Source organism: Nocardioides sp. TF02-7, assembly GCF_022437945.1.
Taxonomy (GTDB): Bacteria; Actinomycetota; Actinomycetes; order Propionibacteriales; family Nocardioidaceae; genus Nocardioides.
In genome coordinates, this window is the sequence record NZ_CP092535.1 from 2,695,231 (window position 1) to 2,717,006 (window position 21,776).

General features: G+C 73.0%; 18 protein-coding genes and 4 pseudogenes. 9 read left to right on the plus strand and 13 right to left on the minus strand.

The window, feature by feature from the left end:
• The first annotated feature begins 4 nt into the window (after positions 1–4).
• Both MF408_RS13865 and MF408_RS13870 read left to right on the plus strand, forming a co-directional pair.
• Positions 5–379 (plus strand): DUF4286 family protein, encoded by a 375-nt coding sequence (locus MF408_RS13865; RefSeq protein WP_240248195.1) that lies wholly within the window; start codon positions 5–7, stop codon positions 377–379.
• The gene (locus MF408_RS13870) at positions 376–1,731 is read left to right on the plus strand and encodes an FAD-binding protein (protein WP_240248196.1); all 1,356 of its coding nucleotides are present in this window, start codon (positions 376–378) and stop codon (positions 1,729–1,731) included. Before MF408_RS13865 ends, MF408_RS13870 begins: the two co-directional genes overlap by 4 nt.
• An 8-nt stretch (positions 1,732–1,739) precedes the next feature.
• Here the strand turns inward: MF408_RS13870 and MF408_RS13875 are convergent, their stop codons facing one another.
• Both MF408_RS13875 and typA read right to left on the minus strand, forming a co-directional pair.
• The gene (locus MF408_RS13875; protein WP_240248197.1) at positions 1,740–2,495 is read right to left on the minus strand and encodes an FCD domain-containing protein; all 756 of its coding nucleotides are present in this window, start codon (positions 2,493–2,495) and stop codon (positions 1,740–1,742) included.
• Between the two features lie 90 nt (positions 2,496–2,585).
• Positions 2,586–4,492: pseudogene (gene typA / locus MF408_RS13880) on the minus strand (translational GTPase TypA).
• Positions 4,493–4,873: 381 nt separating this feature from the next.
• Here typA and MF408_RS13885 point away from each other — a divergent pair.
• On the plus strand, positions 4,874–5,152 hold the full coding sequence (locus MF408_RS13885) for a hypothetical protein (protein ID WP_240248198.1): 279 nt from the start codon (positions 4,874–4,876) through the stop codon (positions 5,150–5,152).
• A 6-nt stretch (positions 5,153–5,158) separates the two neighbouring features.
• Here MF408_RS13885 and MF408_RS13890 read toward each other — a convergent pair whose 3' ends face one another.
• The 5 genes from MF408_RS13890 to MF408_RS13910 all read right to left on the minus strand — a co-directional run bounded on the left by MF408_RS13890 (position 5,159) and on the right by MF408_RS13910 (position 9,798).
• Positions 5,159–5,599: a hypothetical protein gene (locus MF408_RS13890; RefSeq protein WP_240248199.1), complete on the minus strand. Its 441-nt coding sequence runs from the start codon at positions 5,597–5,599 to the stop codon at positions 5,159–5,161.
• Entirely contained in the window at positions 5,596–5,733 is a 138-nt protein-coding gene (locus MF408_RS13895; RefSeq protein WP_240248200.1) for a hypothetical protein, read from the minus strand. Before MF408_RS13895 ends, MF408_RS13890 begins: the two co-directional genes overlap by 4 nt.
• Before the next feature lie 125 nt (positions 5,734–5,858).
• A complete protein-coding gene (locus MF408_RS13900) occupies positions 5,859–7,376 on the minus strand; it encodes an acyl-CoA dehydrogenase family protein (RefSeq protein WP_240248201.1) in 1,518 nt (505 codons plus the stop codon).
• Positions 7,364–8,128 (minus strand): 3-oxoacyl-ACP reductase FabG, encoded by a 765-nt coding sequence (gene fabG / locus MF408_RS13905; RefSeq protein WP_240248202.1) that lies wholly within the window; start codon positions 8,126–8,128, stop codon positions 7,364–7,366. The genes MF408_RS13900 and fabG overlap by 13 nt, the downstream gene beginning before the upstream one ends.
• Before the next feature lie 59 nt (positions 8,129–8,187).
• Positions 8,188–9,798, minus strand: a complete 1,611-nt coding sequence (locus MF408_RS13910) for a FadD3 family acyl-CoA ligase (RefSeq protein ID WP_240248203.1) — start codon at positions 9,796–9,798, stop codon at positions 8,188–8,190.
• 202 nt (positions 9,799–10,000) lie between these two features.
• On the opposite strand from MF408_RS13910, the pseudogene MF408_RS13915 reads away from it, so the two are divergent.
• Positions 10,001–10,849, plus strand: a pseudogene (locus MF408_RS13915) (acyl-CoA dehydrogenase); the annotation flags it as partial.
• A 167-nt stretch (positions 10,850–11,016) separates the two neighbouring features.
• Positions 11,017–12,147, plus strand: a complete 1,131-nt coding sequence (locus MF408_RS13920) for an acyl-CoA dehydrogenase family protein (RefSeq protein ID WP_240248204.1) — start codon at positions 11,017–11,019, stop codon at positions 12,145–12,147.
• Here the strand turns inward: MF408_RS13920 and MF408_RS13925 are convergent.
• The 6 genes and pseudogenes from MF408_RS13925 to MF408_RS13950 form a co-directional block, all read right to left on the minus strand.
• Positions 12,044–14,317, minus strand: coding sequence for an acyl-CoA dehydrogenase family protein (locus tag MF408_RS13925; RefSeq protein WP_240248205.1), 2,274 nt, complete (start codon positions 14,315–14,317; stop codon positions 12,044–12,046). The two genes, MF408_RS13920 and MF408_RS13925, sit on opposite strands and share 104 nt — an antisense overlap.
• Before the next feature lie 11 nt (positions 14,318–14,328).
• Complete coding sequence (locus tag MF408_RS13930; protein ID WP_240248206.1) at positions 14,329–14,598, minus strand: nuclear transport factor 2 family protein; 270 nt, start codon at positions 14,596–14,598, stop codon at positions 14,329–14,331.
• Positions 14,537–14,767: a hypothetical protein gene (locus MF408_RS13935; protein ID WP_240252179.1), complete on the minus strand. Its 231-nt coding sequence runs from the start codon at positions 14,765–14,767 to the stop codon at positions 14,537–14,539. The genes MF408_RS13930 and MF408_RS13935 overlap by 62 nt, the downstream gene beginning before the upstream one ends.
• Positions 14,768–14,856: 89 nt before the next feature.
• Positions 14,857–15,294: an acyl-CoA dehydrogenase family protein gene (locus MF408_RS13940; RefSeq protein WP_240251921.1), complete on the minus strand. Its 438-nt coding sequence runs from the start codon at positions 15,292–15,294 to the stop codon at positions 14,857–14,859.
• 112 nt (positions 15,295–15,406) lie between these two features.
• Positions 15,407–15,958, minus strand: a pseudogene (locus MF408_RS13945) (acyl-CoA dehydrogenase family protein); the annotation flags it as partial.
• Positions 15,959–16,016: 58 nt separating this feature from the next.
• Positions 16,017–17,227: pseudogene (locus tag MF408_RS13950) on the minus strand (acetyl-CoA C-acetyltransferase).
• A gap of 795 nt (positions 17,228–18,022) precedes the next feature.
• Between MF408_RS13950 and MF408_RS13955 the strand changes: the two are divergent.
• From MF408_RS13955 to MF408_RS13970, 4 genes are read left to right on the plus strand one after another with little or no spacing between them, the layout of a single operon-like run.
• The gene (locus MF408_RS13955; RefSeq protein WP_240248207.1) at positions 18,023–18,625 is read left to right on the plus strand and encodes a hypothetical protein; all 603 of its coding nucleotides are present in this window, start codon (positions 18,023–18,025) and stop codon (positions 18,623–18,625) included.
• A 10-nt stretch (positions 18,626–18,635) separates the two neighbouring features.
• On the plus strand, positions 18,636–19,778 hold the full coding sequence (locus tag MF408_RS13960) for an LLM class flavin-dependent oxidoreductase (protein ID WP_240248208.1): 1,143 nt from the start codon (positions 18,636–18,638) through the stop codon (positions 19,776–19,778).
• Positions 19,775–20,950 carry a sulfotransferase gene (locus MF408_RS13965; RefSeq protein ID WP_240248209.1) on the plus strand — a complete coding sequence of 392 codons (1,176 nt, stop codon included), beginning with the start codon at positions 19,775–19,777 and terminating at the stop codon, positions 20,948–20,950. Before MF408_RS13960 ends, MF408_RS13965 begins: the two co-directional genes overlap by 4 nt.
• A gap of 1 nt (position 20,951) precedes the next feature.
• On the plus strand, positions 20,952–21,761 hold the full coding sequence (locus MF408_RS13970; RefSeq protein ID WP_240248210.1) for a TIM barrel protein: 810 nt from the start codon (positions 20,952–20,954) through the stop codon (positions 21,759–21,761).
• The last annotated feature ends 15 nt before the right edge of the window (positions 21,762–21,776 follow it).

Sequence of the window (21,776 nt, forward strand, 5' to 3'; positions counted from 1 at the left end):
CGACGTGCCTGCGCACGTGATGATCGTGCTGAGCAACACCCGCCCGGAGTCCGAGGACGAGTTCAACGACTGGTACACCAACGTCCACGTGCTCGACGTCGTCAACAAGCTCGACGGCTTCCGGACGGCGCAGCGGTTTCGGCTGGCCGACGGACAGGTGGAGGACGGCGCCGACTACAAGTACCTCGCCATCTACACCATCGCGGAGGGCAAGCTGGCCGAGGCCCAGGCGGCGATCAAGTTCCAGCGCAAGGAGCGCGCCGAGGCGCTCGAGGCCGGCCGCGAGCCCTGGATCGAGGCCAGGACCGACCTCTTCGACGGGAAGCACCGCAGCTGGTTCTTCACCGCCATCACCGACGAGGTCAGTGGGCAGCAGTGACGTCCAACGTGCCGTTCGTCGTGGTCGGCGCCGGTGCGGCCGGCATGATGGCAGCAGTCACGGCCGCTGAGTGCGGCGTCGACGTGCTGCTCCTGGAGAAGGACGTCCGCCGCGGCTGCAACGCCGAATTCTCCGGGGGTCTGGTCCAGGGCGCGGGCACCCGCTTCCAGGAGGAGCAGGGCGTGGAGGACTCACCGGAGCGGCTGGCGGCGGACGTCGTCGCGCAGAACCGCGGCCAGTGCGACGAGGCGATCGTGCGCCTGGTAGCGGACCGGTCCGCCGACGTGGTCCACGCGCTGGCCGACGTGGTCGGGCTCGAGCTGCACCTCGACACCCGGGTCCGGTACTCCGGCCACTCCCGGTTCCGGATGCACGCGACGCCATCCGAGACCGGCCGCGAGCTCACCTCCGGTCTCCGCTCCTTCGTCCGCTCGAACCCGCGGATCGAGCTGGTCGACAAGGCGGAGGTGGTCGACGTGCAGGAGGCGGCAGGCGGACTCGACGTCGTCGTCCGCCGCGGGGGCGATGAGGTGGACCGGATCCTGGCGGCGAACGTGCTGCTCGCGGCGGACGGGTTCGGGGCCAACCGCGACCTGCTCCGTCGGTACATCGGCGAGGACGTGGCTGCCCAGCCCTACGTCGGCTCCGAGAACTGCGGGGGAGCGGGCCTGGAGATCGGTCTGCGTCTCGGTGCCGACACGGCCTGCATGACGGCGTACGAGGGGCACAGCCACCTCAACCCGAAGCACGGGACCCGGCTCGGTGGTGCCCTGCCTGCCCTCGGGAGCATCGTCGTCGGTCGTGACGGGCGGCGGTTTGCCCGCGAGGACGTCACCAACTCCGGTTTCTCGGTGGCCCTCCTGCGGCAACCCGAGGGGCAGGCCGTCGAGGTCTTCGACGGGCGGATCCACGAGCTGGCCCTGGCCAACGGTGCCTACGCGGAGGCGGTCGACGCCGGCGCGGTCAGCCGGCACGACGACCTGGAGGGACTGGCGCTCGCGTTCGGGTTGCCGGTCGCGGGCCTGGTCGAGGAGGTCCGGCGCTACAACGAGGAGAGCCGCGGCGTCGACTGGCTCGGTCGCTCGGACGAGCGGTCGCCCCTGGCGCCGCCGTACTACGCCTCGAACGTCTCCAGCGGCCTGGTGCACACCCAGGGTGGGCTGGTCATCGACACCGAGTGCCGCGTGCTGACCCCAGCCGGGGACGTCGTACCGCGGCTGTTCGCCGCGGGCGGCACGGCAGCGGGCATCTCCGGCCGCGGCCCGGACACGTACCTCCCGGGCAACGGCCTGGCGCACGCCTTCGCCACCGGGCTCGTGGCCGGTGAGGTCGTGGCCGCGCACGTGGCCTGACCTCCCGGTCAGTACCGGTTCTGCCAGATGACGATCTCGTCGAGCAGGGCCGGGTGCTTCTTCACGACGTACCGCCGGTACTGCTCCATGTGCTGAGCCATGAGTGACTCCGCCTCCGCGGCGTCACCGTCGAGGACGGCGCGGGCGATGGCGGCGTGCACCTCGTGGACCTCGCCCTGGCGGCTCTTCGGGAACAGGACGCCCCGGACACGGTCGTGGTAGATCTCCGCGAGCGAGTGGCACATCAAGGTGACCAGGCTGTTGCCGCCCAGGGCGGTGAGCGAGGCGTGGAAGTCGGCGGTGACGTGGAGGTACTCCTCGTCGTCCCCGGTCGCCGGGCCGTGCTCGGCGAGCCGCACCAGCTCCCGGGCGGCGTCCGATCCCTTCTGCTGCTGCGCCGCCTGCCGGGCGGCGGTCGGCTCGAGGATCAGGCGGGCGCCGATCAGCTCGCGGTAGGTGACGCCGGCGAACTGGAAGAACAGCGACGCCACCCGGCCGAAGTCGTCGGGGTGCACGTCCTGCACCACCGGTCCGCCGCGGGGACCGGGCTTCACGACGATGAGCCCGCACGTCTCCAGGACGCGAAGCGCCTCACGCAGGGTGCCCCGGCCCACGCCGTACTCCGTCAGCATCTCGGCTTCCTTGGGCAGCTGGTCGCCGGTGGAGAGCCCCCTGCGCCGGATGTCGCGAAGCATCGACTGGGCGATCGTGTTGGCGAGCTTGTCCCTGCGGGCTGTGCGGACAGGGCCGTCCGCGCTGCTCATCGCGCTTCCAGGCTGGTCATGGAGCCATGATCGCGGCTGGAGACGCGGATCGGGCGCAGGCGGGACGGCGCGTTCTCGTCAGAAGCCGCCTCAGCCGTTGGCGCGCCGGGCCCGCGACGCCATCTTCGCCCGCTCGTTCTGGTCGAGCACCACCTTGCGGATGCGCACCGTCTCGGGCGTGATCTCGACGCACTCGTCCTCGCGGCAGAACTCCAGGCACTGCTCGAGGGAGAGCTTCTTCGGCGGGGATCAGCTTCTCGAAGTTGTCGGAGGTGGCGGACCGGATGTTGGTCTGCTGCTTCTCCTTGGTGATGTTGACGTCCATGTCGTCGGCGCGGGAGTTCTCGCCGACGATCATCCCCCTCGTAGACCTCTGTGCCGGGCTCGACGAAGAGCACGCCGCGCTCCTGCAGCGACGTCATCGCGTACGCCGTGGCGGCGCCGGCGCGATCGGCGACCAGGGAGCCGGACTGGCGGGAGCGGATCTCGCCGGCCCACGGGAAGTAGCCCTCGGAGATCGAGTGCGCGATGCCGGTGCCGCGGGTCTCGGTGAGGAAGTCGGTGCGGAAGCCGATCAGGCCGCGAGCGGGGACGACGAACTCCATCCGGACCCAGCCGGTGCCGTGGTTGGTCATCCCCTCCATCCGGCCCTTGCGGTTGGCGAGCAGCTCGGTGATGGTGCCGAGGAACTCCTCCGGCGCGTCGATGGTGAGCCGCTCGAACGGCTCGTGCAGCTTGCCGTCGACCTCGCGGGTCACCACCTGCGGCTTGCCCACGGTCAGCTCGTAGCCCTCGCGGCGCATCTGCTCGACGAGGATCGCCAGCGCCAGCTCGCCGCGGCCCTGCACCTCCCAGGCGTCGGGACGCTCGGTGGGCAGCACCCGCAGCGACACGTTGCCGATCAGCTCCGCGTCGAGGCGGTCCTTGACCAGGCGGGCCGTGACCTTGTGGCCCTTGCCGCCCTTGCCGACGAGCGGGGAGGTGTTGGTGCCGATCGTCATCGAGATCGCCGGCTCGTCGACGTGGATGAGCGGCAGCGCGACCGGGTTCTCGGGGTCGGCGAGGGTCTCGCCGATCGTGATGTCGGGGATGCCGGCGACCGCGACGATGTCGCCGGGCCCGGCCGACTCGCCGGGCTTGCGCTCGAGGCCCTCGGTCACCAGCAGCTCGGTGATCCGCACGTTCTTGACCTCGCCGTCGCGGCGCATCCACGCCACCGTCTGGCCCTTGCGCAGCTCACCCTGCCGGACCCGCAGCAGGGCGAGCCGACCGAGGAACGGCGACGCGTCGAGGTTGGTGACGTGCGCCTGCAGCGGCGCCCCGTCGTCGTACTCCGGCGCCGGGATGGTCTCCAGGATGGTGCGGAACAGCGGCTCGAGGTCGGTGCCGTCGGGCAGGGAGCCGTCGGCCGGCTGCTCGGTGCTGGCGATACCGGCCTTGCCGGAGGCGTAGACGACGGGGAAGTCGAGGGCGTCCTGGCCGTGGCTGTCGTCGAGGAGGTCGAGGAACAGCTCGTAGGTCTCGTCGACGACCTCGGCGATCCGGGCGTCGGAGCGGTCGACCTTGTTGACGACGAGCACGACGGGCATGCCGGCGTTGAGCGCCTTGCGCAGGACGAAGCGGGTCTGGGGCAGCGGACCCTCGCTGGCGTCGACGAGGAGGACGATCCCGTCGACCATCGACAGGCCGCGCTCCACCTCGCCGCCGAAGTCGGCGTGCCCGGGGGTGTCGATGATGTTGATCGTCATCGCGCCCCCGGCGAGCTCCTGGGCGGACGGGCCGGTGTAGTGGACCGCGGTGTTCTTGGCGAGGATCGTGATGCCCTTCTCGCGCTCGAGGTCGCCGCTGTCCATCACGCGCTCGGCGACGCCCTCGGCCTGGTGCGCGGAGAACGCGCCGGCCTGGTGCAGCATGGCGTCGACCAGCGTGGTCTTGCCGTGGTCGACGTGCGCCACGATGGCGACGTTGCGGAGGTCGGAGCGCAGGGTCTTGGACACGAACGACCAGCCTATCCGCGGGAGGGCCGGTCCCTCGCATCGGCGCGAGCACAATTTTTCGACATCGACGTCGGAAACCCAGTAGGTTCGGGGACCACCGCCCCGGATCCCCCGACGAGAACGAGGTCCTCACGTGCCGGTCTACCGCCTCGGCGACCAGGTCCCCTCCATCCATCCCGAGGCATGGATCGCCCCGACGGCGGCCGTCGTCGGCGACGTGACGATCGAGCGCGGCGCCTCCGTGTGGTTCAACGCGGTGCTGCGCGCCGACGCCGGCCCGATCGTGGTCCGTGCCGGTGCCAACGTCCAGGACGGCTCGGTGCTCCACGGGGGCCGGAGCCGACCGAGATCGGGGCCGGCGCGACCATCGGCCACGCCTGCGTGGTCCACAGCGCGTCGATCGGGGCGGAGGCGCTGATCGGCAACCACGCGACGGTGCTCGACGGGGCGGTCGTCGGGTCGCGCGCCATGGTCGCGGCCGGCGCCGTCGTGACGCCGGGCACCGTCGTGCCGGAGGAGACGCTGGCGGTCGGTGCACCGGCGCGGGTCCGCGGGCCGCTCTCCGAGAACCACTGGGTCTGGGTCCGCCGCAACCCGGGGGAGTACCAGAAGCTCGCGCAGTGGTACGCCGCCGACCTCGCAGAGGTCGACGACGCCTGAGGCGGCTCAGGGCAGGGTGACCACCGCGGTGCCCGGCCCGACGGTCACCTGGCCGTCGACGAGCGTGCGCAGCTCGACCGTCACCAGGTTGGCCCCGTCGCGCTGCTCCTTGGCGACCACCCGGCCCTCGACCCGTGCGACGCTGCCGACGAGGGTGAACCGCACCATCCGGAAGCTGCGGATGGACCGGATCGTCCCGGCGGGTCCGATGAAGTCGCGCAGCACCCGCTCCCACATGCCTTGCAGGAAGATCGCGCTCGCGTAGGCCGCCGGCGCACCCGTGGCGCGGGCGTGCTCGTCGTTGTGGTGGATGGCGGTGAGGTCGCGGGTGGCGCCCGCCGCCATCACCAGCCGGTAGAGGGGGAGGGGGTACGTCGCCGGGGTCAGCTCCTGGCCGACCTCGACCTCCGCGTAGGTCGCGCCCTGCGCCGGGTCGTGCGCGCTCATCCGGCTGCTCCCGGGTGCGGGTCGTAGAGGTAGACCTCGCCGAACATCCGGCACACCCGCTCGCCGCTCTCGACCACGACGTCGCGCTCGAAGCTGACGAAGGCGCCCCGGCCGACCCGCGTCTCCTTCGGCACGCAGCCGGTGAGGACGCGGGGGCCCGCGGCCACCCGCTCCCCCGACGGTCAGCGGCCGGTCGAACTCGAGCCCGGCGTCGGTCCCGAACATGTGGCTCGTCGGCGGCGCTCCGGGGACGACGTCGTCACCGATCGCGCTCCACGACGGCTGGGTGTCGCGGGTGGCGTCGTCGGCGAACAGCGGCGGCGACCCCGGGCTCCAGAGGGCGGGGGAGGAGGAACGTCCACACCGCCGTGTAGGGAGCCACGATCCCGGGCCACCCGTGCGCCCGGGCGACGTCGGGGTCGGTGTGCAGCGCGCAGTCGAGCTCGAGCGGCTCGAGGAAGCGGCGGATCGCCCCCACCTCCACCCGGTCGGGCCCGAACCGCAGTCCCTCGGGGTCGAGCGGCTGGCCGACCCGCTCGACCAGCGGCTGCCACGCCCGTGTCCAGTCCTCGCTCATCGCGCTCAGTAGGACTTCGGCAGACCGAGCACGTGCTCGCTCATGTAGTTGAGGACCATCTCCTGGCTCACCGGCGCGATCCGCATCAGCCGTGCCTCGCGGAAGTAGCGCTCGACGTGGTACTCCCGGGCGTAGCCCATGCCGCCGTGGGTCTGCAGCGCGACGTCGGCGGCCTGGAAGCCCGCGTCGGCGCAGAGGAACTTGGCGGTGTTGGCCTCGCGCCCGCAGGGCTCGCCCCGGTCGTAGCGCTCGGCGGCGATCCGCGCGACGGCCTCGGCGGCGTCGAGACGCATCGTCGCCTCCGCGAGCGGGAAGGCGATGCCCTGGTTCTGGCCGATCGGGCGGCCGAAGACCACCCGCTCGTTGGCGTAGGCGACCGCGCGGCGCAGGGCCGCCCGGCCGATGCCGAGCGCCTCGTTGGCCAGCAGGATCCGCTCGGGGTTGATGCCGTCGAGCAGGTAGCGGAACCCCCCGGCCCTCCTCGCCCACGAGCGCGGAGCCCGGGACCCGGAGGTCGTCGATGAACAGCTCGTACGACGACACCGCGTTGCGGCCCATCTTGGGGATGGCGCGCATCTCGACCTGGGCCGGGTCGAGGTCGACGACGAACATCGAGAGGCCGTCGGTCGGCCGGCCGCCGTCGGCCGGCGCGCTGGTGCGGACCAGCATCACCGCCTTCTCCGACTGCGCCGCCTTGGTGATGAAGACCTTGCGGCCGTTGATGACCCAGTCGGAGCCGTCGCGGCGGGCCGTGGTGCGGATCCGGCTGGTGTCGGAGCCGGCGTCGGGCTCGGTGATCGCGAAGCACACGTGCAGGGTGCCGTCGGCGGCACGGGGCAGCAGCTCGCGGCAGAGCGCGTCGCCGCCGTGCTTCGCGACCAGGTTGAGCCCGAAGATCGTGAGGTGGAACGGGCTGCAGCCGTTCATCCCGGCGCCCGACGCGGCGATCTCGTGCAGCAGCACCGCCGCGGCGGAGATCCCCAGGCCGGCGCCGCCGTACTCCTGCGGGATCGCGATCCCGAGCCAGCCCGCGTCGGCGAAGGCCCGGTAGAAGTCCCACGGGAACTCGACGGCCTCGTCGAGGCGGGCCCAGTAGTCGTCGTCGAACCGGCCGGCGAGGTCGCGCACCGCCTGCCGGATCTCGCCCTCGGACGGGACGTCGTCGGAGGCGACCGCCGCCGCCGGGCTCACACCAGCCACCGGCCGCCGTCGACGTAGAGCACCTGGCCGGTCACGTAGCTCGAGCGCTCGTGGGCGAGGAACAGCACCGCGTTGGCGATGTCCTCGGGCCGCCCGACGCGGCGCGTGGGCAGCCGCGCGGCGTACTCCTCCATCCGCTGCTCGACCGGGACGCCCATCCGCTCGGCGACCGCGCGGGTCATCTCCGTGTCGATGTAGCCCGGTGCGACGCAGTTGACCGTGACGCCGAACGGCCCGAGCTCGATCGCCGCGGTCTTGGTGAAGCCCTGGAGACCGGCCTTCGCCGCGGAGTAGTTGGCCTGGCCGCGGTTGCCGAGGGCCGCCGTCGAGGAGAGGTTGACGATCCGCCCGTAGCGCTGGTCGACCATCAGCCGCTGCGCGGCGCGGGTCATCGCGAACGTGCCGCGCAGGTGGACCTGCATCACCAGGTCCCAGTCCTCGTCGGTCATCTTGAACAGCAGGTTGTCGCGCGTGATCCCGGCGTTGTTGACCAGGACGTCGACCCGGCCGAACGCGTCGGCGACCGCCGCGATCGCCGCGTCCACCTGCTCGGTGACGCTCACGTCGGCGCCGAGGCCGATGGCGCGGCCGCCCGCGCTCTCGATCTCGTCCACGACCGGCTTCGTGCGCTGCTCGTCGAGGTCGAGCACCGCGACCGCGGCGCCGCCGGCCGCGAGCTCGCGGGCGACCTGCGCCCCGAGCCCCTGGGCGCCGCCCGTCACCACCGCGACCCGTCCGTCGAACCCCGTCATCGCCACCTCACTCAATATTGATATCGAAGTCGAAAAAATAGCGCGGTGGACCCTCCCGGTCAAGCGGGTGGCGCCTCGACCGTCGCTCCCGCGCCGCGCTCCCGGGCCAGGTCGCGGAGCCGGGCCTTGTGGACCTTGCCGGTGGCGTTGAGCGGGAGCTCGTCGACGACGGCGACGTAGCGCGGCACCTTGTAGTTGGCCATGTTGGCCCGCGCCCATGCGATGACCTCGACGTCGGTCACCGGCCGGCGGGCGACGACGAACGCCATGCCGACCTCGCCGAGCCGCTCGTCGGGCACGCCGACCACGGCGGCCTGCGCGAGGTCGGGGTTGCGGAGCAGGATCGCCTCGATCTCGGCCGGGTAGGCGTTGAAGCCGCCGACGATGAACATCTCCTTGGTGCGTCCGACGATGCAGAGGTGCCCGTCCTCGTCGAAGCGGCCGAGGTCGCCGGTGCGCAGCCAGCCGTCGTCGGTGAGGGACGCTGCGGTCGCCTCGGGGTCGTCGAGGTAGCCGCTCATCACCGACGGCCCGCGGAGCAGGATCTGACCCAGCTCGCCCTGCGGGAGCTCGCTGTCGTCGGCTCCCGCGATCCTGATCTCGAAACCCGGCCGCGCGCGCCCGACGGTGGTGGCGATGGTGGCGGGGGAGTCGTCGGGCCCGGTGCTCGCCGCGGTGCCCGCCTCGGTCAGCCCGTAACCCGAGACCACCAGCCGGAACGGCAGCTCGGCGTAGATCCGGCGGATCAGCTCCACCGGGATCTCCGCCGCCCCGGTCACCGCCACCCGCAGCGTCGAGAGGTCGTACGACGACCGCGCGGGGTGGTCGAGGATGCCCTGGTAGAGCGTCGGTGGGCCGGGGAAGACCGTGACCCGGTGCTCCTGGACCAGCGTCAGTGCCCGGTCGACGTCGAAGACCTCCAGCGGGACCATGGTGGCCCCGGAGTGGAGGCTGGTGAGGATGCCGGCCTTGAGGCCGAACATGTGGAAGTACGGGTTGACCATCAGGTAGCGGTCGCCGGCGACGAGCCCGGTCATCCGCTGCCAGTCGACCGCGACCGCGAGCGCCTGCGCCTGGGTGGCCACCACGCCCTTGGGCACGCCGGTCGTCCCCGAGGTGAAGAGGATGTCGGACGGGTCGTCGGGCCCGACCGCGACGCGGCGGCGGTCGACCTCGGCCAGGTCGCCGTCGCCGGCGCGCGCCAGGAACTCGTCCCAGCCCAGGGCGGGTGCCGTGGCCCGGCCGCGCGCCACCACGACGGTGCGCAGGTCCGGCAGGTCGGCGCCGGAATCGCGCAGCATCGCGGGGTAGTCGTTGCCGAGGAAGTCGGTGACGGTCACCAGCGCCCGGGCCCGGCCGCGCCGCAGCAGGTCGGCGGCCTCGAGCGCCTTGAACCGGGTGTTGATCGGGATCAGCGTGGCGCCGGCCTGCTGCAGGCCGAGCACCGCGATGATCCACTCGCGGCAGTTGAACGCCCAGATCGCCACCCGGTCGCCCGGCTGCACGCCGTCGGCGACGAGCGCGGCGCCGAACCGTCGCGACGCCTCGAAGAGCTCGGCGTAGGTGAGGGTGCCGGCGTCGTCGACGACGGCGGGCCGGTCCGCGTGCCGTTCGGCGGCGGCCGCCACCAGTGCTCCCACGCTGGGCCAGGCCTGGTCCGGGTCGTTCATCGCTCCTCCTCGGTCGTCGGGACGTCCGTCGATGGTCGCAGCCCGATGCGGGAGCGGGGGCAAGGTCCACGAACCTGTATTTGACATCGACGTCAATATAGACTTCGATCACGGTCCTGACCAAGGGGGTGGGTGCTCGCGCCGACCCGAGGGTCCGGCCCGGCGCCCGGAGGCAGCCGGTGCCCGAATCACGGAGGTGGCGATGGACGTCCGGCTCTCGGCCGAGCAGGCAGCTCTCAGGGACTCCGCAGCGCGCCTGGCCGACGACCTCGCCCCGGGGACGGTGGCCGACCTCGACGACGAGGAGCGCGCGGCCAAGCTCGACGCTGCGGTCGGCGCCAGCGGCTGGCGCGAGATGCGGATGCGCGACGAGAACGGCGGCCCGGCGGCATCCGGCGTCGAGGTCGCGCTGGTCGCCGAGCAGCTGGGCCGGGCCGTCGCGGACACGGCGTACCTGGGGCCGCTGCTGGCCTCCGACCTGTGCCGGCGCGCGGAGATCGACGACGACCCGGTGGGCACGACGGTCGTCCTGACCGGCGACCTGCTGCGGCTCGCACCCGTCGGTTGCGACCGAGCGGTCGCCGTCGACGCCCGCGGGAGCACGAACGCCCTCGCCCTCGTGCCCGGCGGGGACGGCGGAAGCCGGGTGGCCGAGGTCGACCTCGCCGGCCACGCGGTCCGCGACGACCTGACCCGCACCGTGGCCTCGGTCGCGCCGGCGGCGCCGCACGTGGTCGACGGACGGCCGCTCTCCGACGACGACCTCGCCGCGTGGACGGCCCTCGCCCTCGCGACCACGTGCGCCGACCTGGTCGGCGTGATGCGCGGCGCCACCACGCTCGCCCGTGACTACGCGACGGTCCGCGAGCAGTACGGCCGGCCGGTCGGGTCCTTCCAGGCGGTCCAGCACCTCCTCGCCGACGCGCACGTCGCGACCGAGGGCTCCGCCAGCCTGATGCTGCACGCGGCCTGGGCGGCCGACGCGCTCGCGCCGCAGGACGCGCTGGTCGCGGCGCTGCGGGCCAAGGCCTACTGCAGCCGGGCCGCGCGGGCGGTCTGCGGAGACGGCGATCCAGGTGCACGGTGGCATCGGCAACACCTGGGAGTGCCTGGCGCACGTCTACCTGCGGCGCGCGCTGCACAGCAGCAGGATCCTGGGCGGCCTGGACGCCAGCCTCGCCGCCCTGACCGAACGACTGGGGATCGAGGGTGGTGGCGATGGACTTCGGTGACTCCGCCGAGGAGGCGACGTTCCGGCTCCGGCTGCGCGCGTGGGTCCGGGAGAACAACCCCGGGCTGCCGGCCTCCTCGACGTCCGACGACTACTGGGCGGGCCAGGCGGCGTGGCACCAGGCGCTCCACGCGGCGGGCTTCTTCGGGCTGTCCTGGCCCGAGGAGGTCGGCGGTCACGGCCTGCCCGCGGTCTACGACGTGATCCTCGACGAGGAGCTCGCCGCGGCCGGCGCGCCGCCGCGCCCGAGCGTCGGCTACCTCGTGCAGGGCATGCTGCGGCACGGCAGCGCCGACGTACGCCGCCGGCACCTGCCCGGTCTCGTCAGTGGCACGGTGCGCTGGTGCCAGGGGTTCAGCGAGCCCGGCGCCGGCTCCGACCTGGCGGCGCTGCGCACCCGTGCGGTCCGGGACGGCGACGACTACGTCATCACCGGTCACAAGATCTGGACCAGCTACTCCGACCAGGCCGACTGGTGCCTGGTGCTGGCGCGCACCGACCCCGACGCGCCGCGACACCGGGGGATCTCGGCGTTCGCTGTGCCGATGGACCAACCGGGCATCACCCAGCGGCCGCTCAAGATGATCAACGGCATCACCCGCGAGTTCGGCGAGGTGACCTTCGACGGTGCCCGCACGAGGGCGGCCGACATGGTCGGCGAGCCGGGCGAGGGGTGGCCGCTGGCGATGACCGTCGTCAGCCACGAGCGCGAGCCGGGGGAGCTCGGCTACGTCGCCCGCTACAGCAAGGCCGCCCAGGAGCTGGTCGAGCTGGTCCGCAGCGACCGCGGGCGGTTCAGCGACGGCGAGGTCCTCGACGTCGTGTGGGCGACGGTGGAGGCGGAGATGCTGCGCCACCACGTGCGCCGCCGGCTCTCCGACCGGCTCGACGGGATCACCCACGGCCCCGAGGGGTCGGTGGACAAGCTGCTGATGACCGAGGTCGAGCAGGCCGTCGGCCACGCCGCACTCACCGCGAGCCGGCTCGACCCGGAGCGCGAGGAGGACACCTGGCTCAAGACCTACCTCTACAGCCGGGCCCAGAGCGTGATGGGCGGGACCGCGCAGATCCAGCGCAACCTGGTGGCCACCCGCATCCTCGGTCTGCCGACCGGCTGAGCCGGGTCCGCCGACGCCGACCCGGAGCGGCGCCGGCCCGGTGGTCGGGCGGGAGCCGCGCGGTCAGAGCGGCAGCGTCATCGGCGCCCGGCGCTCGGACAGCGCGACCTCCCCCGACCTCGCGGACCAGGGCACGCGAGGAGCCGAGCAGCTCGTCGAGCAGCAGCGCGCGACGCAGGTGGTGGTGGAACGGGTGCTCGTCGGTGAAGCCGATCCCCGCGAGCACCTGCTGGCAGTGCCGGGCGGTGTCCCGTGCCGCGCGGCCGGCGAGCGCCTTGCTCATCGCGGCGTGCACGACGGCGTCCGGCGACGCGGTACCGTCCGGGCCGGGGAGCACGTCGGTGGCGGCGTCGACCGCGGCTGCCGCGGCCTCGATCGCGAGCAGCGACTCGACCAGGCGGTGCCGCACCGCCTGGAAGGTGCTGATCGGCCGGCCGAACTGGACCCGTGACGTCGCGTGCTCGCAGCCCAGCCGGAGCATGCCGCGCGCCAGGCCGACCAGCTCGGCGGCGAGCGCCAGCTGCCCGGCGGCCCGCACCGACCGCCAGTCGGCACCGGCCGCGGGCGCCTGCGGGACGGCCGCCTCGACGGCCACGTCGACCAGGCCGGAGTCGGGGTCGATGCCGCCCAGGGGGCTCGTCGAGACCGCCCCCGTCGGCAGCACGACGAGCTCGCAGCCGTCGGGTCCCGCCGCCACGAGCAGCACCTCGTCCGCCTGCCTGATCCGCGGCCCGGCGACGCCCCGCCCGGTGACCCGGTCACCGGCACGGCGAGCCGGCGGGACGTCGTCGACGTACGGCAGCACCACGGCCGGCCCCGGCCCGACCCCGGCGGCCGCGCAGAGCACGTCGTCGAGGACCGACGAGGAGCCGCGGGCCGCCCCCTGCTCCTCGAGCACGACCGCGACGGCGTCACCGCCCCACTCCGCGAGCGCGTCGCGCCAGCCCGCCGCGGCGAGCTCGGCGTCGGCCGGTGCCCCGGCCGCCCGGACGAAGGCCTGGCGCACGCTGTCGGCGAACAGCCGGCGCTCCTCGTGGCCGATCACTGCTCCGGCCCCAGGTCGAGCACCCGGCGGGGCGAGGATGTTGCGCTGCACCTCGGCCGTGCCGCCGTAGATGGTGGCGGCCCGGGAGTACAGGTACTCCGAGCGCCACCGGCCGCTGCGCGGATCGTCGCCGAGGACCACCTCGGCTGCGAGCGTCTGCTCGACGACGTCGTACAGCGCCTGCTCGGTGCTGCCGAGGAGGGCCTTGTCGACCGAGGTCTCGGGGCCGAGCCGGCCGCCCTCGGCGAGCCGGTGCTGGGTGGCCCGCGACCGCGCTCGCAGGGCGAACAGGCGGAGCGCGACGTCGCCGGCTGCCGCCGGGTCGAGCGCGCCGTCCGGCGCCTCGGCCAGCAGCTGCTCGAAGCGCTCGCGCAGGTAGGCGCCGCGGTGCCAGAGCGCGGTGCTGCGCTCGTAGGGGAGCAGGTCCATGGCGACCGCCCACCCGCCGTCGACCTCGCCGAGGGTCCGGTCGAGGGGGACGAGCACGTCGTCGAAGAAGACCTCGCAGAACTCGTCGACGCCGTGGATGGTCCGCAACGGGCGGACGGTGATGCCGGGGGTGTCCATGTCGACGAACAGCGCGGTGATGCCCCGGTGGGCGGACTCCGGGCTCCCGGTCCGGGTCAGCAGCACGCACCGGGTGGCGTGCTGGGCGTGGCTGGTCCACACCTTCTGGCCCGTCACCCGCCAGCCGTCGTCGGTGCGCCGGGCGCGGCAGGCGAGCGAGGCGAGATTGCTGCCGGTGCCGGGCTCGGAGAACCCCTGGCACCAGTGCTCGTCTCCGCGCAGCAGGCGCGGGACCATCTGGGCGGCGAGCGCCGGCGGTGCGAAGTCGATCATGGTCGGGGCGAGGACCTCGGTCATCGACCAGGCGCCGGGCGCCACGATGCGTCGCGAGGTGAGCACCTCGCCGAGCAGGGCACGGAAGAGCGACGAGCCGCCCAGCCCGCCGACGCGCTCGGGCCACCCCCACCGGATGAAGCCGGCGTCGTAGGCGAGCCGCTTGACGGTGGAGAGGTGCGCGAGCTCGGCGCCGAGGTCCGGGGCGCCCTCGGCCGGCGCCAGCACGTCGGCGTGGACGTCGACCCAGGAGGTCAGGTCGGCGCGGAAGGTCTCGAGGTCCACCGGGTTCTCGCTCAGGCGCCGGCGGACCCCGGCGCGGGACGGCGCGGGTCGTGCGGCCTGCCGGAGTCGCGGGCACCACTGCGGCGCAGGAACGTCATCGCCCGCGTCTGGAGTCGCCACCCGGCGTCGGTGCGGGTGTAGGTGTCGGTGTAGTAGCCGATCCGCACCTCGTGGTCGGTCTGGGCGATGAAGCACAGCGTCTGGACGCCGTTGCCGGTGTCACCGTCGAGATCGAGCGAGGGGGTCCCGGTGGTGTAGAGACCCTGCGGGGCGGCCTCCATCAGCGTCGGGAAGTCGGCGGTGGTGTAGACGTCGCCGAAGGCGCTGTAGGTCCCGCCCGGGGGCGAAGACCCCGAGCACGGTGTCGACGTCGTGCTGGGTCATGCCGACGGCGTACCGCGCCAGCAGCTGCTCGATCTCGATGATGTCGGAGATCCGGTCCTGGTCCACGGGTGTCACCTGTCTTCCGGGCCCCACGGTGCGGGGCGGGCGAGTACGTCGAGCATATTTCGACGTCGACGTCGAATCAACTTTTTCGTTCAGATCCCGAGCGACTTCGCGATGATGTGGCGCATGACCTCGCTGGTGCCACCGTAGATGCGGGTGACCCGGGCGTCGGCGTAGAGGCGGCTGATCGGGTACTCCGCCATGTAGCCGTAGCCCCCGAACAGCTGCAGGCACCGGTCGACGGTGCGGCCCTGCACCTCGGTCGCGAAGAGCTTGATCTCGGCCGCGTCGACGACCGAGAGCCGGCCGTCGTCGAGCTCCGCGATGCCGTGGTCGACCATCAGCTGCGCGGCGTCGACCTCGGTCACGGCGGACGCCAGCTCGAAGCGCGTGTTCTGGAAGTCCGCCACCCGCTGGCCGAAGACCTTGCGCTCCACGACGTACTGCTTCGTGAGCTCGATCGCGGCCCGGGCGTTGGCGACGGCGGTGACCGCGATGCCGAGCCGCTCCTTGGCGAGGTTGTGCCCCAGGTAGGAGAACGCGGCACCCCTCCTCGCCCAGCCGGTTGGCGACCGGGACCCGCACCCCGTCGAACGACAGCTCCGCGGCGTCCTGGACGTGCATCCCGAGCTTGGCCATCGGGCCGCTCCTGGTGAAGCCCGGCATGCCGGCCTCGACGACCAGGAGCGACAGGCCGCGTCGCCGGTCGTCCTCCTCCGAGGTGCGCGCCACCACCACGAACAGGTCGGCCTGGACGCCGCCGGTGATGAACGTCTTCGCCCCGTCCAGCACGTAGTGGTCGCCGTCGCGGCGTGCCCGCGTCCGGATCCCGCCGAGGTCGGAGCCCGCACCCGGCTCGGTCATCGCGATCGCGGTGAGCAGCCGGCCGGCGGCCAGGTCGGGGAACCACCGGCGACGCTGGTCGTCGTCGGCGTAGGCGAGGAAGTAGGGGAGGACCACGTCGAGGTGGCAGCGCAGCGGGCCGGTCGCGACCACGGCCGCCGCCACCTCCTCGCTGAGCACGGCGCCGTAGCGGTAGCTCGGCTCGCCCGCGCCGCCGTACTCCTCGGGGATGGTCAGACCCATCACGCCGAGCTCGCCGAGCCGCTCGTAGAACGAGCGGGGGACCAGCCCGGTCTCCTCCCAGGAGGGGTACGCCGGCACCACCTCGTCGCGGAGGAACGCGCGCACCATCGCGCGGAAGTCCTCGTGCTCGGTGGAGTAGATCGTGCGTCGCACCGGTCCTCCTCGGTCAGCGGGTCCGCTGCAGCAGCATGGCCATGCCCTGGCCCATGCCGACGCAGAGGGTCACCAGCGCGAGCTCGAGGTCGCGCTCGTGCAGGGTCTGGAGCGCGGAGCCGATCAGCCTCGCCCCAGTCATGCCGAACGGGTGGCCGAGGGCGATCGCCCCGCCGTTGACGTTGAGGCGCTCCTCGTCGATCCCGAGCTCCCGCACGCTCGCCACCACCTGGGAGGCGAAGGCCTCGTTGAGCTCGATGACGTCGACGTCCGACAGCGCCACCCCGCACCGGTCGAGGACGCGGCGGGTCGCATCGACGGGCCCCAGCCCCATCACCTCGGGGGGAGAGGGCGGAGACGGCGGAGCCGACCACCCGGGCGGCCGCGGGCGCGTCGAGCTCGGCCGCCAGCTCGTCCCGCACCACCACCAGCGCCGCGGCACCGTCGTTGAGCGGGCAGCTGTTGCCGGCGGTGACCGTGCCGTCGGGGCGGAACACCGGCTTCAACGAGGCGAGGGCCTCGGCGGTGGTCGACGGCCGCGGCGACTCGTCCTCGGAGAACCAGGATCCGTCGGGGAGCTGCACCGGCGTGACCTGCCGCTCGAAGAACCCCGCCTCCCTGGCGGCCGCGCAGCGCTGCTGGGAGCGGAGCGCGAACGCGTCCTGGTCGGCCCGCGAGACGCCGCACGCCTGGGCGACGTTCTCCGCCGTCTGTCCCATCGGGATGTAGTAGTCGGGCAGCCCGCCGCGCTCCCGCGGGTCCGACCACGGCTCCGCGCCGCCCTTGGCGCGGAGCGCCGTGCGCTGCTGGGCGGCGGCGAACGCCGGGTGGTCGGTGTCCGGCGGCGGCTGGCGGTAGCGGGACACGCTCTCGACGCCGACGGAGAGGAACGCGTCACCCTCACCCGCCCGGATCGCGTGGAAGGCCATCCGGGTGGTCTGGATGGAGGAGGGCGCACGCGCGGTTGACGCTGGTGGCCGGCAGGTCGTCACGGCCGAGGAGGACCGCGACCCGCCGACCGAGGTTCTGCGACTGCTCCGCGGTGTGGTTGGAGGCACCCAGATAGAGGTCCTCCAGCGCGCCCTGGTCGAGGCCCGGCACCTTGTCCAGCGCGGCCCGGGCGGCGGTCACGGCGAGGTCGTCCGCGCGCACGCCGACCAGTGATCCCTTGTGGGCGCGCCCGATGGGCGTGCGGGCGGCGGAGACGATGACGGCCTCGGGCATGGGGCGCCTCTCGGTCGGGCGTCGGGGACGCGGGACAGTGCCCTCGACTTTGCCTGACATTGACGTCGACGTCAAACGTGGTTAGCGTCACAGCGCCGCTCGGCCGACGGGCGGCGTCGACACTGTCTGGAGGCGCGATGGCCTACGGCGACCACCCGGTGGACGCGGAGCTGAAGGACGCATGGGATGCGTTCTGCGAGCGGCTCAAGGAGGCCGGGACGCACGTCTTCAAGGACGCCAACCCGGCAACGCCGTTGCAGCGCGCCGACGGGTTCCGCTACCTCACCCAGAACCTGAGCCAGGCCTTCGACCTGGCGCTGGAGACCAAGAACACGAAGTACCCGGCGCTGCACGTCTTCTGCTCGCCGACCCGGAAGCTGGGCTCGGACAACGCCGACTGCATCTACATGCAGGCCTGGATCGACGGCAGCTCGGTCTACCGGATCACCGGCCGGGCCGGGACGGCGCGGATGTGGAACGTCACCGTCCAGGGGCCCCGCTCGTCGAGCGCCTACGGCAACGAGAGCCGCCCGCTGCACGAGCCGTTCGGCGACACGCCCGAGGCCAACCTCTTCGGTCACGAGCTGGTCACCGACTGGGACGGCCGGTTCGAGCTCTTCATCGGTGGCGAGCGGCGAGGCCCCAACTGGCTGCCGACGACACCGGGCACCCGCAAGCTGTTCCTCCGCCAGTACTTCGACAGCTGGGACGAGGAGCCTGCCGACTACCGGATCGAGCGGGTCGGCATGGACTCCCCCGCGACCGGTGCCGACCCCGGAGGAGGTCGTCGATGCCATGCGGTGGGCCGGCGACTTCGTGCACGACGCGGTGGAGTACTGGCCCGAGTGGGTCTGGGAGGCGGGGGACCAGATCGACGCCGAGGCGATCAACCAGTTCCGCGGCCCCAACCTCGAGCGGGCCGAGCCCACCGGCGACGAGCAGACCGAGGCGCAGGACGAGCGACGGGGACGGCTGATCACGATGATGCGCTGGCGGCTCGAGCCCGACCAGGCGCTGGTGCTCGAGTTCGACCACTCCGACGCGTTCTGGATGCTCACCAGCGAGGCGATCTTCGGCAACAGCATGGACTACCTCTACCGGCCGGTGAGCTACACACCCAGCCGGACCGCTGTCGACAGCGACGGGCGGATCCGGCTCGTCCTGACGGCCGAGGACCCCGGCTACGCCAACTGGATCGACAACCAGGGCTACACCGAGGGCGTCCTCAACTTCCGCAACATCCACGCCCGCACGGTGCCCGAGCTGCGGACCACCGTCGTCGAGCGAGCCGACCTCGCCGCCCACCTGCCGCCGGACAGCAAGCGCTGCACTCCCGAGGAGCGGACGGCGGCGATGTGGGCCCGTTTCGACGCGATCCGCCGACGCGCCAAGGTCTGAGAGGAGACCCATGACGTTCCGCCCCGGTGCGTTCCTGCGCACCACCCTGCCCCTCGACCTGGACGTGCTGACCAGGCTCGACAGCGGCCGGTACCACTCGATCTGGCTGCCGGACCACTTGGTGAGCCTCTGGCCGGACGCGATCTGGACGCCGGAGTTCACCGACCTCGCCACCCGGTCGCCCTCGCCCCACCGCCACCTGGACGCGTTCGCGGTGGCGGCGGCAGCGGCGGTGCTCACCGAGCGCACGCCGATCATCACCGGCGTCGTCGACACCGTGCGCCGGCACCCGGCGATGATCGCGCAGACCGCGCTCACCATCGACCACCTCGCGCGGGGCCGGTTCATCCTCGGCATCGGGGCGGGCGAGGTGGAGAACGCGGCACCCTACGGCTTCGACTTCACCGCCTCGGTGAGCCGCTTCGAGGAGTCGCTGCAGGTCATCCGGCTGCTGTGGGAGTCCGACGGACCGGTCGACTTCGAGGGCCGCTTCTACCGGTTGGAGCACGCCCGGCTCGACACCGAGCCGTACGACGGCCGCACGCCGCCGGTCTGGATCGGCTGCGGCGGCCCACGGATGCTGCGGATCGCGGGACGGCACGCCGACGGGTGGTGGCCGGTCGGCTCCTTCTCCGTCGAGGGCTACGCCGCCAAGCTGGCGGCGCTGCACGAGGCGGCCGAGCGGGCCGGCCGCGACCCCGCCGCGATCACGAAGGCCGGCATGCTGATCTGCGTGCTCGGCGAGGAGGACGAGGTCCTCGAGCTGGCCGCGTCGCCCCTGCTGAAGGCCTACCTGCTGCAGGTGCGCGGCGACTACCTGGCCGAGCTCGGCTACCGGCACCCGATGGGGGAGGAGTGGCGCGGCATCCACGACCTCGACCCGCGGCTGCTGACCCGCGAGCGTCTGGTCGACTTCCTCGCCGAGGTCGACCCCGCGATGGTCCTCGCCGCCGTGCCCCACGGCCCACCGGCCCGGGTGGCGCACCGGGTCAAGGAGTTCGTCGACGCCGGTATGCAGGTGCCCAAGATCATCGACTACGGCGCGATGGCCGGCCTCGAGCAGGCGGCCCGCTCGCCGCAGCTGGTGGCCGAGGCCGAGGACGAGCTCGTGCGCCTGGTGGAGGGCACAGGGAGCACTGGGGCCACGTCATGACGACCGCCGTCCGGGACGAGGCCCTGGACGCCGAGGCCCTGCTCGACGAGGCGCGTCGGCGTACCGGCCTCACCGACTTCGGCGACCCCACGCTGCCCGCGCGGTTCGGGACGGCAGTGGCGCTGCTGACCGCCGAGGGACTGGACGCCGACGGACGGCAGGCGGCCCGGGAGGTCTGCCTGCGGCTGCTCACCAACCGACTCCGGTTCTTCGCCGACCGGGCGCGGCACCCGATCGCCGACGAGCAGGTGGTCCGCCCGCTGTTCGCCACCGGGGAGCCGCGCTCGGGCACCACCCTGCTGCACGCGCTGCTCGCCCGGGACCCCGCCGGCCGCGCCCCACGGTTCTGGGAGCTGATGCACCCGTCGCCGCCTCCCGGGCTCGCGGCGCCCGACGACCCGCGGCGCGCCGAGGCGGATGAGGAATGGCGGGCCATCCTGCGGCGGATCCCGACCTGGCTGGTCAACCATCCCTACAACGACATGCTCGGCGACGGACTCGCCGAGTGCGAGCGGCTGTGGGACTTCGACTTCCGTCGGATGGGACCGACGACCTGGTGGCGGGTGCCGATCCGGATGAAGATGAGCGAGCTCCCCGCCGACCCGCGCGCCGAGTACGCGCTGCACCGCAAGGTCCTCCAGCACTGCCAGTTCGCCCGCCCGCCCCGGCACTGGGTGCTCAAGGGCTTCCACAGCACCCGGCTCGACGCGCTGTTCGCGACGTACCCCGACGCCCACGTCGTGTGGACGCACCGCGACCCCGTGCAGGTGATCGCGTCCCGGATCGTGATGGCGGGCCAGCTCGACGAGGGCATGCACGGCTCGGTCGACTGGGCCGACACCGCCCGCCGCTACCTCGCTCTGAGCCGCGAGAGCATCCGCGCCGCGCTGGCCAGTCCCTACCTCGACGACCCGCGGGTGCACCACGTCCGCTACTCCGACTTCGTCGCCGACCCCGTCGGCGTGATCGGGCGCTTCTACGACGCCGCCGGGCGGCGGATGACGGCCGAGCACGAGGCGGCGATCGGCAGCTACCTGCGCGACAACCGCGGCGACCGGCACGGGAAGTTCCGCTACTCGACCGACGTGATCGGCGAGGACGTCGCCGCCCTCAACGAGGAGTTCGCCCCCTACCGCGAGCGGTTCGGCGTGGAGATCGAGCAGCGGGACTGACGTGCACCCGCGGATCTCGGTCAACTCGCTGTGCTTCCCCGGGGCGGACCTCGCCGCGATGGAGCAGCACTGGCGGGCGCTGTCGCCCGACCGGGTCAGCTTCGTCAGCCACCTGCTCGGCCCCGACCTGGAGCAGCCGCGGCGGATCCTGGCCGACGGCGGCCACCGGCTCGAGGCGGTCACGCACCTGTTCTACGAGGTGCAGAACCTCGACCGGGACCCGCAGCGGTGGGCAGCGGAGCGGGCCCGCCTCGACCGGGTCGTCGACGCGGTCGCCGAGCTCGGTGGCCGCTCGGTCTACCTGATGACGGGCGGCCACGCCGGCATGACGTGGGAGGAGGCGGCCGCCTGCTTCGCGGAGGCGGTCGCGCCGTGCGTCGACCACGCCGCCGCCGCCGGCGTACGGCTGATGATCGAGACGACCTCACCGTTCTACGCCGACGGCCACCTCACCCACACGCTCCGCGACACGGTGCGGCTGGCGGAGCTGGCCGGGACCGGGGTCTGCATCGACATCTGGGCGACCTGGACCGAGGCCGGTCTCCAGGAGACCATCGCCCGTGCCGCCGGCCGGTGCGACCTGGTGCAGGTGAGCGACTACGTCTACGGCGACCGGGCGATGCCGTGCCGCGCGGTGCCCGGTGACGGCGACATCCCGCTCGAGCGCATCCTCGGCTGGATCCTGGACGCCGGCTACACCGGGGCGTTCGACCTCGAGCTGATCGGGCCGCGGATCGATGCGGAAGGGCACCGAGCGGCGGCGGCCCGCGCCGCCGCCGCGGTCGGTGACCTGCTCGACCGACTCACCTGACCTCGACGTCGGACC